Raw genomic sequence first — 13,178 nt, forward strand, 5'->3', positions numbered from 1 at the left:
TTCACTTCTGGTTCACTTCTCGACGAACACGATGTCCTCGATGCCGGGGCGCAGCTTGACCGTGCCGTCGTTGATGTCGATCACGCGGTGCAGGCCTCTGGTGGAGGTCGTCTGCTCGGAGAGGAAGAACTCGTCGTCCGCGCCGGCCAGGTAGGCGGGGAGCGAGTCGAGGGAGGGGCCGAACAGGCGCAGGTAGTCGGCCAGGCGCCGGAACAGCTTGGGCAGGATGACCAGCCGGTCGGTGATCGAGCTCAGGTCCTCGATCTCGGCGCCGCTGTGGGTGACGTCCGTGGCCCAGACGCTGCCGGGTGCCTTCGCGGCCTGCGCCTGCCGGGCGGTCGCCGCCATGTCGAGGCGAAGTTCCCGGGGCAGGTTCGAGTAGAACGTCGGGTAGACCAGGCCGCGCGAGAGCAGTTCGTGGTTGGCGCTCTGGCGGAGGAGCGGTACGTCGACCCTGATCATCGTCCCGCTCCTGGCGTCCGGCGCCGGAGTGCCCCGGCCGACCAGGGCGATGCAGCGGCCGTAGGTGTCGGCGCCGCTGGCGAGGACGAAGCCGGGGACGGTGTCCGGGGTGGCGGAGGTGACCTTCTCGTCCGCCCCGCGCGTGACGCCGGTGAAGCCCAGCCAGGTCAGCAGGGCGTCCCGGGCCGCGTGGGCGCCCAGATCGAGCGGCTGGTGCACGAAGTCGGGGCCGACTCCCTGGTAGTGGGTCTCCAGTGCGTCGATCCCGTCCAGCCGGAGGCCGGCGCCGCCGTGGGCGTTCCGCTTGACCTTGTGCTCACCGGGCAGCTCGGGCCAGAAGCCGGGGTCGTCGGGGAGGAAGTGGACGGTGTCGCCGTCCGGTTCGAAGTTCTTGATCTCGTAGCGGCCCTTGACGAGCATCATGGTCATGAGTACCTCCGGTGACTGGACTGTGACTCATTGTGATGCCCTTCGTGGACGGACGGTGGGACCGTGCCGTCGGCGCGTTTGGCGGGGCGCGCCGGGGCCGGCGCCCGTGCGGAGCCGTGCGCGACACATCCCCCGTGACGGCACGGCCCCGGCGCGCGGGGGGAACTCTCAGTTCGGCGGCGGGTCGATGACCTCGCGGACCGAGACGAGTTGGCTCAGGCCCGAGACGGTGAGCAGCGGGGTCAGGAGCGGGCTCGTGATCAGCCGGATCCGGTGGGCACGCGCGAAGAGGACGGTGAGGCCGGCGCTGTCGAGGTACTCGACGGCGCTGACGTCGACGGTCAGGGGCGTGTCGGACTCGGGGATCCGGTCGATGGCCGCGGCGAGTTCGTGGGCGTTGGCCAGGTCGATCTCGCCGGCCGCCCGCAGCACGGGCGAGCCGCCCGGCCCGTGGCCGGGGGTGAGGACGAGCGCGGTGGTCATCAGGCGATCCTTAGCTGCATGTCGACGGTGGTGCCGCCGCTGCCGGGGGTGATGGTGACCTGCTGCATGAGGGCGTTCATCAGGGCGACGCCGCGACCGCGGTCGGTGTCGGCCCGGTGTCCGGGGATCTTCCAGTGGCCGGTGTCCGCGACGGTCAGGCGCAGCTCGGCGGCCGTGGCGACGGCGGACAGGCGGATCCGGGCGCCCGGCGCGTCACGGTGACCGTGTTCGATGGCGTTGGCGCACGCTTCGCCGGCCGCGACCAGGACGCCCTGCACGGTGGGCGCGGGCAGCCCGCACCGGTTCAACCAGCCGCGGAGGCTGTTCCGGACGGGGGCGAGCTGCCCGGACTCCGCGGGGAAGGTCACCTCCAGCGGGGCGGGGTGGCGGTGGAGCAGGATGGCCACGTCGTCGTCGTACCCGTCGTCGGGGGCGAGCGCGGCCATGAGGCGGGCGGCGAGGTCGTCGACCGGCAGCGCGCGCCCTTCCCGCAGGATGGTTCCGGCCCGGTCGACGCCTTCGCTCAGGGAACGGCGGCGGCGCTCCACCAGACCGTCGGTGTAGAGCAGCAGGGTGGAGCGCGGCGGCATGGTGCACCGGACTTCGGGCCGGTCCGCACCGGTCCGGACGGCGAGGGGCAGCGCGTTGCCGTCCTGGAGGAGGACGGTGGTCCCGTCCGGGTGGGTGAGGACGCCGGGAGGGTGGCCGGCACTGGAGTAGACGAGGTGGCCGTCGGCGGGGTCGAGCACTCCGCAGAAGACGGTGGTGCACATCGCCCCGGGGATGTCGGCCGCGAAGCGGTCCAGGGCCGCGAGGGTGCGGGCGGGTGAGGGGTCCTGGAGGAGCAGGGCGCGGCAGGCGCTCCGGAGTTGGCCCATGACGGTGGCCGCGGTGAGCCCGCGCCCGACGCAGTCCCCGACCACGATGCCGGTGCGGCCGTCGGGGAGGGCCACGATGTCGTACCAGTCGCCGCCGACCTCCAGGGGGCGGGTGGCGGGCTCGTAGCGTACGGCGAAGCCGCCGGGCAGGTGGGAGGGGCCGAGGATGGCGCGTTGCAGGGTTATCGCGGTCTCGCGCTGCTGGTCGATCTGGTGCACCCGGGCCAGTCCCTGGGCCAGGCGGCCGGCCAGTTGGGAGAGCAGGAGCCGGTCCTGCTCGGTGAAGGGTCGCGGCCCTTGGCGGTCGATCCACAGGAGGAGCGTGCCGCGCGGGTGTTCGAGGACGATGCCGGAGCCGTCGGCCCGGTCGGTGACCGGGGTGAGGGCGGGGCGCGTGCGCAGGGCGGTGAGGGTCTCGCGCCGCTCGGCCGGCAGGTCGTCCCAGCGCTGTTCCGGGTCGGTGGCGGTCAGCACCGGGGCCCCGTCGGGCGGGAACAGCACGGCGAGGACGGTGTCGGCCCGCCAGACCCGTCGCAGCTCGGCCAGGGCCGCGGCCATGGCGTCGGGCAGGGTGGCGGCTTCCGCGAGGCGCGTGCCGAGCGAGGCCAGGGCCGTCGCCCGTTGGGCCGCGTGGTGCTCCGAGGTGACGTCACGGACGGTGCCGACGATGACGCGGCGCCCGCTCTCCGGCTCCTGGACGCGGTTGAAGGCGGCTGCCACCCACACCTGACGGCCGTCACGGTGGGTGGCCGGGATGGTGCAGGTGCCGTACTCCCGGCCGGTCAGTTCGGCGAGGGCGTCGGCCACCAGCCGGTGGGCGTCGGGGTCGGCGTCGCGCTCGGGCCACCACGGCTGGGGGTACCGGTAGGGCAGGCCTTCGGGCCCGTGGCCGAGGATGGCGGTGAACGCGGCGTTGACCTCGATGACGTCGCCGTGCTCGTCGCAGACGAAGAACCCCTCCTGGAGGGAGTCGACCAGGGCTGTGCGCCAGCGCGCGTGGCGGTTGCGCAGCCGTGTCATGTCGATGGTGGCGCGGACCCGGGCGAGCAGTTCCGCCGCGGCGAAGGGTTTGACCAGGTAGTCGTCGGCGCCGGCGTCGAGGCCCTCGATGGAGGCCTCCTGTCCGGCGCGGGCCGAGAGCAGGATGACGGGGACGGCGGCGGTCCGCGGGTCGGCGCGCAGCGCGGCCACGAGCCGCACACCGTCGAGGCCGGGCATCATGACGTCGCTGACGACGAGGTCGGGGGTCTCGGCACGGACCGCCTCCAGCGCCGCCAGGCCGTCGGCGACGGCCCGGACCAGGTAGCCGGGGCCGGTGAGGAGCCGGCTGAGGTACTCGCGCATGTCGGCGTTGTCGTCGGCGATCAGCACCCGGGCGCGGGGCTGGGCCGACCGCCCGCCGAGGGGTGCGGCGCGGTCCGGCACTTCGGTGGACCGGGAGGGGTCGGCCCGTTCGCTCCCGGGGAGCCAGCGCAGCGCCTCCTCCAGGTAGGGGTCGGCCGCGGCCGACGCGCGGGCGGGCGCCGCGGGCGCGGGGGCCAGGGCGTCCTGGGGGAGGTGGGCGTGGCCGAACGGCAGGCGGACGGTGAAGGCCGTGCCCTCGCCCTCGCGACTGCGGGCGGTGATGGTGCCACCGTGGGCCTGGACGAGTTCCTGGACGAGGGCGAGTCCGATGCCGCTGCCCTCGTGGGAGCGCGCGCGGGTGTTCTCGATCCGGTGGAACCGTTGGAAGAGGCGCGGCAGCTCGGCGGCGGGCACCCCGACGCCGGTGTCGGTGATCGTGACGACCGCGTGGTCGTCCTCCCGGTGCACGGCGACGCCGATCGAGCCCTCGAAGGTGAACTTGAGGGCGTTGCTGAGCAGGTTGAGGACGACCTTCTCCCACATGTCCCGGTCGATGTGGACGGGCTCCGCCAGCGGTGGGCAGTCCATCGTGAAGGCCAGGCCGGCCTTGTCGACGGCGGAGCGGAAGACGCTGGCCAGCTCCGCGGTGGTCGCGGCCAGCTCGACCGGTTCGTAGCTGGCCCGCAGGTGGCCGGCCTCGATCCGGGAGAAGTCGAGCAGGGTGTTGACGAGCCTGCCCAGCCGCAGCCCGTTGCGGTGGATGACGTCCAGTTCCTCCCTCGTGCGCGGATCGGCGTCGGCCAGCCTGGTCCGAAGCTCTTCGAGCGGGCCCATGATCAAGGTCAGGGGGGTGCGGAACTCGTGGCTGACGTTGGAGAAGAAGGCGGTCTTGGCCCGGTCGAGTGCCGCGAGTTCGTCGGCGCGCTGCTGCTGGGCCTGGTACTCGCGGGCGCCGGCGACCCCTGCCGCGACGTGGCCGGCGGCCAGCTCGACGAATCCCCGGTAGCCCTCGTCCGCTGCCCGGTAGCGGTTGAGCGCCGCCACCAGGAAGCCGTAGGGCGCGTCGCCCCGCCGCAGCAGCGGGACGACCAGGGCATGGGTGGGCGGAGCCGGCCGGCCGAAGGTGGGAAGGTCCGCGAACGCGGGACCGTCGAGGGCGACGACCACCGGTTCGGCCTGCGCCGCCAGCGGGGACGGCCACACCCCGGGTGTGCCGCCCGGGGGCAGGAGCGCCGGGGCGGCGGGGTGCCCGGCGGGCAGGCCGGTCGCGGCGGCCAGACGGGCGGATCCGTCGGGCAGCGCCAGGTAGGTCAGGACGAACGGCAGGTCATGAGGGTTGGCGGCGAGCTGGCGGGTACTGAAGGCCAGGGTCTCCTCCTCGGTGCGCACCACGCTGAGGTCCGAGCCGAGGTCCCGCAGGGTCGCCATCCGCCGCTCGCCGATGACCCGGTCGGTCTCCTCGCTGACCACGCACAACAGGCCGCTCACGAGGCCGTCGTCGTCACGCAGGGGACTGTAGGAGAAGGTGTGGTAGCTCTCCTCGGGATATCCGGAACGCTCCACGAACAGCAGCAGCGCCTCGTCCCAGGTCGCCCGGCCCGTGGTCAGCACGGTCCCGATCCGCGGGCCGATGTCGTCCCAGATCTCCGCCCACACCTCGCTCGCCGGCCGGCCCAGTGCCCAGGGGTACTTCCGGCCGAGGGTGTCGCGCCGGTAGGCGGCGTTGCAGAAGAACGTCAGGTCCTCGCCCCAGGCCATCCACATCGGGAACCGGGAGGAGAGCAGGATGCTCACGGCCGTGCGCAGGCTCTGCGGCCAGCCGGTCGGCGCGCCCAGCGGCGTCGCCGTCCAGTCCACCGCCGCGAGATCGCGCCCGACCTCGCGGTCGCCTTCGAAGATGTCGACACCGGCACCCGCCGTCGCCCCGTACTCGACTCCTTCGGGCTGGCCCATCCGACGCGTCCTCTCCTTCCGTACGGTTCGCACCGGCGACCATCCGCACCTCTCGCCACCGGCTCCGACCGTCGCCCCGTCCGTGTCGAGGCACCTGGCCCCATCGTAGAAGCCACGACGCCCCCGTCTGCCCCGGACGGGCGTTTCGAATCGTCCGATGACAGCGCCGCGGGCGCCGCCCCCGCCGCGCGGGAGGGAGCCGGACCCGTGCGCGAAGACGCAGGTTTGGCCCGCCGCGTCCGTGGCATACGGGTGCCGGAGAGCCCGTGAGGTCGGGCATGATCGATGGAGAGTGCCCAAGTGGCGGATAAGGCAATGTCGGTGCGTTTGGTGGAGCTCTTGACGGAGCAGCGGAAGGCGCTGGGTTCGGCCTGGGTGGACGCGGTGTCGCGGACGCTGCGGGGCCGGATCAGTGAGGCCGAACTCGACCGCGAGTTGCAGGAGCTGTTCACGGCCCTGGTGGAGGGCCTGCGCCAGGGGGGTTTCGACTGGCAGGGCGAGGACTTCGCGGAGGTGCGCGCGCTGCTCACCGAGCTGTCGCGTAACCGGGCCCGTCAGGGTTTCACCACCACCGAGACCGCGACCAGCGTTCTCGCCTTCAAGGCGATCCTGGCGCCGACGACGGACAGTTCGGCGGAGGACATCACTGTCTACCTGCAACTGTCACAGTTGATGGACGCGTTGGCGTTGTTCACGATGGAGGTGTACGCGCGGACCCGTGAGGAGCTCATCAGCGCGCAGTCGGAGCAGCTCCTGGAGCTCTCCACCCCTGTGGTGAAGCTGTGGGACGGTGTGGTGGCGGTGCCGCTGGTCGGCACGCTCGACTCGATCCGCACCCAGGTGGTGATGGAGAAGCTGCTCCAGACGCTCGTGGACACGGGTTCGGAGCAGGCGATCATCGACATCACCGGGGTGCCGGCGGTGGACACCGAGGTCGCCCAGCACCTGCTCAAGACGGTGGTGGCCGCGCGGCTGATGGGCGCCGAGTGCACCATCTCGGGCATCCGCCCGCAGATCGCGCAGACGATCGTGGCTCTGGGTATCCAGTTCGGGGACATCGTCACGAAGGCGACGCTCGCCGACGCGCTCAAGCACGCGCTGCGCCGTGGTGGTGTCGACCCGATGACGGCTGGTGGCCGGCCGTGACCGAGCGCGTACCTGTTCTGAAGATCGGCGATGTGCTGCTGGTGTCCATCCAGGTGGATCTGGAGGACCAGACCGTCCTGGACCTCCAGGACGACTTGGCCGCACGGATCGTGGCGACCGGTGCGAGCGGGGTGGTGATCGACATCACCGCGGTGGAGATCGTCGACTCGTTCGTCGGCCGGATGCTCGCCACCACCGCCGCGATCTCCCGCATGCTGGACGCCGAGACCGTGGTGGTGGGTATGCGGCCCGCCGTCGCGATCACCCTGGTCGAGCTCGGGCTCTCGCTGGGGGGCGTGCGTACCGCGCTCAGTCTGGAGAAGGGCCTGGCGATGCTGGGCCGGTCGGCGGGCGGCCGTGGTTCGGTCCGGTCGTGAGCGGTCTCGTGCCTACGCCCGAGGGTGAGCAGGAGTGCATTCCGGTCCGGTCGAATGACGACGTGGTGCGGGCCCGGCAGTTGGTCCGTTCGCTGGCCCAGCGTTGCAAGCTCTCCCTGGTCGACCAGACGAAGCTGGTGACGGCGGCGAGTGAGTTGGCCCGAAACACCCTGGTCTACGGCGGGGGCGGGGTGATGCGGACCGGGCTGGTCCGGCGGGACATGCGTCTGGGTGTGGCGGCGGTCTTCGAGGACAACGGGCCGGGCATCGCCGACGTGGACCTCGCGCTGACCGACGGCTGGACCTCGGGCAGCGGGCTGGGTCTGGGTCTGAGCGGCGCGCGGCGTCTGGTCGACGACTTCGTCCTGGACACCGAGGTCGGCCGCGGCACGCTGGTGTCGGTGATCAAGTGGGCCCGGTGAGCGCGGTGTTGCTGGGGAGCGAGGATGTCGCCTGGTTCCGGGACGAGCGTTCCATGCCGGCGGCGGCGCGTGGTGCCGCGGCGGCGCTGGCGCGTCGGATCGGGCTGGGTGACCAGCGGGCGGCCGAGGTCGCGCTCGCGGTGAGCGAGGCGGCGACCAACCTGTGCCGCCATGCCGTGGACGGTGCTCTGCTGCTGAGGGTGGTCCGTACCGCGACGGACGCCGGTCTGGAGTTCGTGACCGTCGACGCGGGTCCTGGGATGGCGGACGTCTCGCGTGCGCTGACCGACGGGGTGTCGTCCGCGAGCACGCTGGGGATCGGGCTGGGTGCGATCTCCCGGTTGGCCGATACCTTCGACGTGCATTCGTTGCCCGGGCGGGGGACCGTGCTGGCGGCGCGGTTCTGGACGCGGAAGGCCGCGGCGGCGGCCCGGGTGGCGGGTGAGCCGGTGGTGGCGGGGTTGACGAGGGCGATCAGTGGTGAGGAGGTCTGTGGGGACGCGTGGGCCGCGCGGTCTGTCGCGGCGCCGGGTGGCGGCCCGGGGGTGGCGGGTGGCGGTGGGGTCGCTCGTGGTTCGCTGAGTTGGGCGGCGCTTGCTGGTGTCGACGCGCCCGCGGCGCCGCGTGCGGCGTCGGTGCGGGAGGAGCGGGGCGCGGTCGAGGATTGCGACGCGTTGCTGTTGATGTTCTGCGACGGTCTCGGGCACGGGCCGTTGGCGGCCCGGGCCTCCCGGGCGGCGGTCGACGCGTTCCATGCTTCGAGGGCGACTCGGCCGGACGCTGTTCTGATGGATATCCATCGTGCGTTGAGCGCGGGTCGTGGCGGCGCGGTCGCGGTGGTGTCGATCGGGTTGTCGGCGGGTCGGGTGTTGTTCTGCGGTGTCGGGAATGTCAGTACGTTCGTCCTGGATCCGGCGACGGGCGGCCGGCGTTCGCTGCCTTCGGCGCCGGGTATCGTCGGTCACCATCTGCCGTCGCTGCGGACGGTCGAGCAGGACCTGCCGGCGGGTAGTGCGGTGGTGATGCATTCGGACGGGCTGACCGAACGGTGGCGGCCGGCGGATCTGCCGGGGCTGCTCGGACATATCCCGCTGGTGGCGGCGGGCCAGTTGCTGCGTGAGGCGGGGGTGCGTCGGGACGACGCGGGTGTGCTCGTGGCGAGGGGTGCGTGGTGAGTGTGCCGCGCGGTACGGGTACCGTCCATCTGATGACCATCTCGGTCGCCACCGAGCAGGACACCTTCGCGTTGCGGCGCTGTGGCCGGGCGGTCGCCGGGGTGTTCGGTGTCGAGAACCAGGACCAGGTCAGGCTGGCCACCGCGCTCAGTGAGCTGGGGCGTGACCTGCTGACCGCGACCGCGTTGACGGTGGAGTTCGCGGTGGTGGGCGGGGTGTCGGCGGTGTTGCGGGTGGCGATGTGTTGGCAGGGTGGTCCGGGGCCGAGTCCGGAGGCGCTGGGTGCTGTGGCTCGTCTGGTGCAGGTGCGGCGGGTGGAGGGGCCGGCGGCGCACTGTCTGGTCGTGGAGCAGCCGCTTCTGGGGTCCGGTGAGTGGCCGGCCGGTTTGATGGATCGGGCGCGTGAGGTGCTCGGGGCGCATGGCGGGTCGTCGGCGTCGGAGGACGCGCGGGCGCAGACCCGGGACCTGATCGCGGCGTTGGGGGAGTCGCGTGCTCAGCGTGAGGAGTTGCAGCGGCTGAATGAGGAGTTGGGGGAGACGAATCGGGGGGTGGTGGCGCTGTATTCCGAGTTGTCGCAGGAGTTGGAGGAGACGAACCGCGGGGTGGTGGCCCTGTACGGGGAGTTGGAGGAGAAGTCGCGTCAGCTCCGGGCGGCCAGTGAGGCGAAGACCAGGTTCTGGGCGAACGTCAGCCATGAGCTGCGTACTCCGGTGAACTCCGTGGTCGGGTTGGCCGGGTTGTTGCTGGCGAGCGGGGCGGGGCGTCTGGAGGAGGACCAGCGGGAGCAGATCGGGCTCATCTCGGCGTCGGGGAGCACCCTGCTGACGCTGGTGGACGAACTGCTGGACGTCGCGAAGGCGGAGTCGGGGCGGTTGGAGCCGGTCTGGGCGCGGGTGGACCTGCGGGCGTTGCTCGCGGAACTGCGGGGCACGCTGGGTGTGCGCGCGGGTGAGGGTGTGACGCTGGGCATCGCCGACCCGACGTCGGTGCCGGTGTTCGTCAGTGACGAGGTGATGCTCAGCCGGGTCCTTCGCAACCTGCTGTCCAACGCGCTGAAGTTCACCGAGCGGGGCAGCGTCACGCTGGACGTGGCGCTGGGGGAGGGCCCGGACGGCGCGGAGCTGGTCCTCACGGTCGCGGACACCGGTGTCGGGATCCCGCGGGAGCAACAGGAACGCGTCTTCGAGGAGTTCTACCAGGTGCGCGGGCCGCATCAGCGGGGCCGTTCCGGTACCGGTCTCGGTCTGCCCTACGCCCGCCGTCTGACCGGGCTCCTCGGCGGCAGTCTGACGCTCACCAGCGGCCCGGGCGAGGGGACGCGTGTCGTGGTGCGGCTGCCGGTGCCGGGGCCGCCGGTCGAGGAGCCGCCGCGGCGCGTGGCGGTGCTGGTGAGCGTCGACGACGACGAGGCGTACCGGGCGAGTGTGCGCCCGTTGCTCGGCGAGCTGGCGGAGCGGATCGTCGAGGTCTGCGAGGGGGGCCGGGCGGTGGAGACGATCCGGCGTGAGCGCCCGGACGCCGTCCTGCTCGATCTGCACATGCCGGACCTGGACGGGTACCAGGTCCTGGCCCAGCTGGCGGCGGACGCGGAGCTGCGTGCCGTGCCCGTCGTCGTGATCACTTCCGCGACCACGGCCGGTCTGGAGCACGACCGGCTGGTCCACGCCCGCGCCGTCCTGGAGAAGGCCACTTTGAGGTCCCACCAGCTGGCCGCCGCCTTCGCGGCGCCCGCCCGAGGCAACGATCCCGGCGACCTCGCCGGTGGCCTTCCCGGCAACCTCCCCGGTGGCCTGTCCGGCGGCGACCTTCCCGGCAACCTCGCCGGTGGCCATCGCGGTGATCTTCCCGGTGGCCATCGCGGTGGCTACCCCGGCGACCTTCCCGGTGGCCTCCTCGGCAACCTTCCCCGCAGCCTTCCTGGTGGTTTCCTCGGTGGGCCGGCGGTCGGTGGACGGAGTGTCGGTTGAGTGCCGGGGCGTCCGGTGACGGTGCGGCGGCCACCATCCTGGTCCTGGACGACAACGACATCAACCGGTACCTCGTCCGGAGCTGGTTGGTGCGCGGGGGCCACACGGTGGTGGAGGCCGCAGACGGTACGGAGGGCCTCGCTCTGCTCGCCGCGGCCGGTGACGATGAGTTGCCCGAACTCGCGGTGGTCGATGTCCGGTTGCCGGACATGAGCGGGTTCGAGGTCTGTGAGCGGATCAAGGCGGATCCCAGGACGGCGTCGGTCCCGGTGATCCATATCTCGGCCACCGCTGTCGAGGTCGACGACCGGGCCCAGGGTCTGCATCGTGGCGCGGACGCGTATCTCACCGAGCCGATAGCCCCATCGGAGTTGCTGGCGACGGTCACGGCGGCGCTGCGTTACGCCCGTGCCCGTCGTCGCGCCGAGCGGCTGGCGGCTCGGGTGGCGATCCTGAACCGGACCACGCTGGCCGTGTACGGGGTGAGCGGCGCGGAGGCCTTCACGTCGAGAGCGGCGGCCGGTACGGCCACCCTGATGTCCTCCCCGGCCGTCGCTCTGGCCCTGAGCCCGGACGAGCGGGCCCTGCAGGTGGCGGTCGTCGACCGGCCCGCCCCGGACGGCGTCACCGCCGCCCCCCGCCTGAGCACGGCGGACGCGGGCCTTCTGGACCGGTTGACGGACCACGCGCTCGGCGACGCGACGGGCGCCGAGACCGCGGTCCTGTCCCGCGCGGACTGGCATGCCCTGGCCGCGCGTCTGGACGCCGGGCTCACCGAGCTCCTGCCCGGGGAGGTCGCGGTGCTCCTGGCCCGGACCAAGCACGGCCGACCGCCGGTCGCGCTCGTGGTGGACGCGCCCGCGACCACCGGCCCCGACGACCGCGGGCTCTTCTCCCAGCTCGGCCAGGCCTGCGCGCTGGCGCTGGAGGCGATGCGCGCCCGTAGTGAGGAGCACGCGCTCGTCCTCACCCTGCAGCGCACCTTCCTGCCCGACCGGCTGCCCGAGGTCGCCGGGGTGGACCTCGCCGTCCGCTACAAGCCCGCCGCCGACCACACGGAGATCGGCGGCGACTTCTACGAGGCGATCGAGACCCCGGCCGGCCTGCTGCTGGCGATCGGCGACGTGGCCGGGCACTCACTCAAGGCCGCGATGGTCATGGGCGAGCTGCGCCACGCGCTGCGGGCCTACGCGATCGAGGGGCACGACCCGCGGACCCTGCTGGAGCGGCTGGACGCGCTGCTCGTGCGCCTGCGGCCGACGATGACCGCCACCGTCTGCCTGGTGCTGGTGGAACCCGGCGGACGGCTCGTCCACGTCGCCAACGCGGGCCACCTGCCGCCGCTGCTGCGCCTTCCCGACGGTTCCACCCGCTACCTCACCGAGCACGGGATCCTGCTGGGCCTGAACCTGCCGCACCCGCCGGCCGTCTCCCACGCCGTTCCGGCCGGATCCACGTTGCTGCTGCTCACCGACGGTCTCGTGGAGGTGCCCGGGGAGGATCTCGACGAGAGTCTCGCCGCCCTCGGGAGTGCGGTGTCCGCTGCCGGGAAGGGGCTCGATGAGCTGTGCGACCAGTTGTTGGACGACTTCGGCAAGGCGAAGACGGACGACATCGCCCTTCTCGCAGCGAGAATCCACTGACCGTCCCGCACGAGCCGATCCGAGCCGGTGCGCACCGCACGGGCGTCCCCGGTTCCCGTTCCAGTCCTTCCAGGAGTTACGGTGCCCGACTTCGCGTTGGCCATGGCCGTTCACACCCATCCGTCGGGGGCGACGGTCCTCACCGTCACCGGGGAGCTCGATTACCACACGGCCCCGCGGCTGAGCCGGATGGTGGAGGGGTTGCCGCTGGCCGCGGCCGTTCCGCTCGTCCTGGATGTCGGGGGCCTGTCGTTCTGTGACTCGATCGGGGTCTCGGCGCTGATCTCCGGTTACCAGCGGGCCACCGCGGCCGCTGCGCCGTTCGCCGTGGCGGGCGCGGGCCGGGATCTGGCGCAGATCCTCCAGATCACCGGCATCGACCGGATCTTCGGCCTCTACGAGAGCGTGGACCAGGCCATCGCGGCCTGCGGCTGACCGGCGCGGCCGCGGGGCCGGCGGCTGGGGCGCGGCCGTGGTCGGGGCCGTGAGCGAGGTGGGCGTGGTCGGTGTCCGCGCCGAGACCCGAAGGTCGTGACGGTGGAGGCTGTCCGGGTCTCGGGTGTGGTGCTCGCCGTGGGCCGTGGCGGCGTCTGTTCCCGTTCCCCCGGCGGGCGGTACCTGGACGGGGAGCGGCAGGAGTCGGCCGGCCGGGGCGTGGACGCCGTCCGTCCGATCCGCGACCGGGTCGAGCGGCGGGCCGCGGCCTGTTCACCGGGTTCGGTGTGGGGGCCGGCGCGTGAGCACACCGGGGCGGTGAGCGTCGCCGGGGCGCTGCCCGTCCTCGCCGGCCGGGTGTTGACGGTCCACCAGGCCGGGCTCGACGGCGGCGGCGCCTCGGAGGCCGCCGTGTCGAGGTGGTCCGGGTGGTCCGGCCGCGCCGGTCCTCGTGCCTGACG

General features: G+C 72.7%; 11 protein-coding genes. 8 read left to right on the forward strand and 3 right to left on the reverse strand.

The genetic code is table 11. The annotated features are described in order from the left end of the window. Positions 1 to 12: 12 nt before the first annotated feature. From ACFWA9_RS11325 to ACFWA9_RS11335, 3 genes are all read right to left on the reverse strand, one after another. Positions 13 to 891 (reverse strand): nuclease, encoded by an 879-nt coding sequence (locus ACFWA9_RS11325; RefSeq protein ID WP_380385703.1) that lies wholly within the window; start codon positions 889 to 891, stop codon positions 13 to 15. Positions 892 to 1,059: 168 nt separating this feature from the next. Further along, positions 1,060 to 1,374 (reverse strand): STAS domain-containing protein, encoded by a 315-nt coding sequence (locus tag ACFWA9_RS11330; RefSeq protein WP_352292881.1) that lies wholly within the window; start codon positions 1,372 to 1,374, stop codon positions 1,060 to 1,062. Further along, positions 1,374 to 5,549, reverse strand: coding sequence for a SpoIIE family protein phosphatase (locus tag ACFWA9_RS11335; protein ID WP_380385706.1), 4,176 nt, complete (start codon positions 5,547 to 5,549; stop codon positions 1,374 to 1,376). The genes ACFWA9_RS11330 and ACFWA9_RS11335 overlap by 1 nt, the downstream gene beginning before the upstream one ends. A 300-nt stretch (positions 5,550 to 5,849) precedes the next feature. On the opposite strand from ACFWA9_RS11335, the gene ACFWA9_RS11340 reads away from it, so the two are divergent. From ACFWA9_RS11340 to ACFWA9_RS11375, 8 genes are all read left to right on the forward strand, one after another. Continuing rightward, positions 5,850 to 6,695 (forward strand): STAS domain-containing protein, encoded by an 846-nt coding sequence (locus ACFWA9_RS11340; protein ID WP_380385709.1) that lies wholly within the window; start codon positions 5,850 to 5,852, stop codon positions 6,693 to 6,695. Further along, positions 6,692 to 7,072 carry an STAS domain-containing protein gene (locus ACFWA9_RS11345; RefSeq protein ID WP_380385712.1) on the forward strand — a complete coding sequence of 127 codons (381 nt, stop codon included), beginning with the start codon at positions 6,692 to 6,694 and terminating at the stop codon, positions 7,070 to 7,072. The genes ACFWA9_RS11340 and ACFWA9_RS11345 overlap by 4 nt, the downstream gene beginning before the upstream one ends. An 8-nt stretch (positions 7,073 to 7,080) precedes the next feature. After that, positions 7,081 to 7,494: an anti-sigma regulatory factor gene (locus ACFWA9_RS11350; protein ID WP_380385775.1), complete on the forward strand. Its 414-nt coding sequence runs from the start codon at positions 7,081 to 7,083 to the stop codon at positions 7,492 to 7,494. Then, a complete protein-coding gene (locus ACFWA9_RS11355; RefSeq protein ID WP_380385715.1) occupies positions 7,482 to 8,669 on the forward strand; it encodes an ATP-binding SpoIIE family protein phosphatase in 1,188 nt (395 codons plus the stop codon). Before ACFWA9_RS11350 ends, ACFWA9_RS11355 begins: the two co-directional genes overlap by 13 nt. 32 nt (positions 8,670 to 8,701) lie before the next feature. Further along, a complete protein-coding gene (locus ACFWA9_RS11360) occupies positions 8,702 to 10,639 on the forward strand; it encodes an ATP-binding protein (RefSeq protein WP_380385718.1) in 1,938 nt (645 codons plus the stop codon). After that, the gene (locus ACFWA9_RS11365; RefSeq protein ID WP_380385721.1) at positions 10,636 to 12,282 is read left to right on the forward strand and encodes a SpoIIE family protein phosphatase; all 1,647 of its coding nucleotides are present in this window, start codon (positions 10,636 to 10,638) and stop codon (positions 12,280 to 12,282) included. The genes ACFWA9_RS11360 and ACFWA9_RS11365 overlap by 4 nt, the downstream gene beginning before the upstream one ends. Before the next feature lie 81 nt (positions 12,283 to 12,363). Beyond that, the gene (locus ACFWA9_RS11370; RefSeq protein WP_380385724.1) at positions 12,364 to 12,717 is read left to right on the forward strand and encodes an STAS domain-containing protein; all 354 of its coding nucleotides are present in this window, start codon (positions 12,364 to 12,366) and stop codon (positions 12,715 to 12,717) included. Between the two features lie 102 nt (positions 12,718 to 12,819). Beyond that, a complete protein-coding gene (locus tag ACFWA9_RS11375) occupies positions 12,820 to 13,176 on the forward strand; it encodes a hypothetical protein (RefSeq protein WP_380385727.1) in 357 nt (118 codons plus the stop codon). Positions 13,177 to 13,178: the final 2 nt, after the last annotated feature.

It is taken from the genome of Kitasatospora sp. NPDC059973, from assembly GCF_042737525.1.
Taxonomy (GTDB): Bacteria; Actinomycetota; Actinomycetes; order Streptomycetales; family Streptomycetaceae; genus Kitasatospora.

Excerpts from the sequence above, each read along its gene's own strand:
- ACFWA9_RS11330 (WP_352292881.1), bottom strand. The coding sequence starts at position 1,374 with ATGACCACCGCGCTCGTCCTCACCCCCGGCCACGGGCCGGGCGGCTCG.
- ACFWA9_RS11325 (WP_380385703.1), bottom strand. The coding sequence starts at position 891 with ATGACCATGATGCTCGTCAAGGGCCGCTACGAGATCAAGAACTTCGAA.
- ACFWA9_RS11335 (WP_380385706.1), bottom strand. The coding sequence starts at position 5,549 with ATGGGCCAGCCCGAAGGAGTCGAGTACGGGGCGACGGCGGGTGCCGGT.
- ACFWA9_RS11360 (WP_380385718.1), top strand. The coding sequence starts at position 8,702 with ATGACCATCTCGGTCGCCACCGAGCAGGACACCTTCGCGTTGCGGCGC.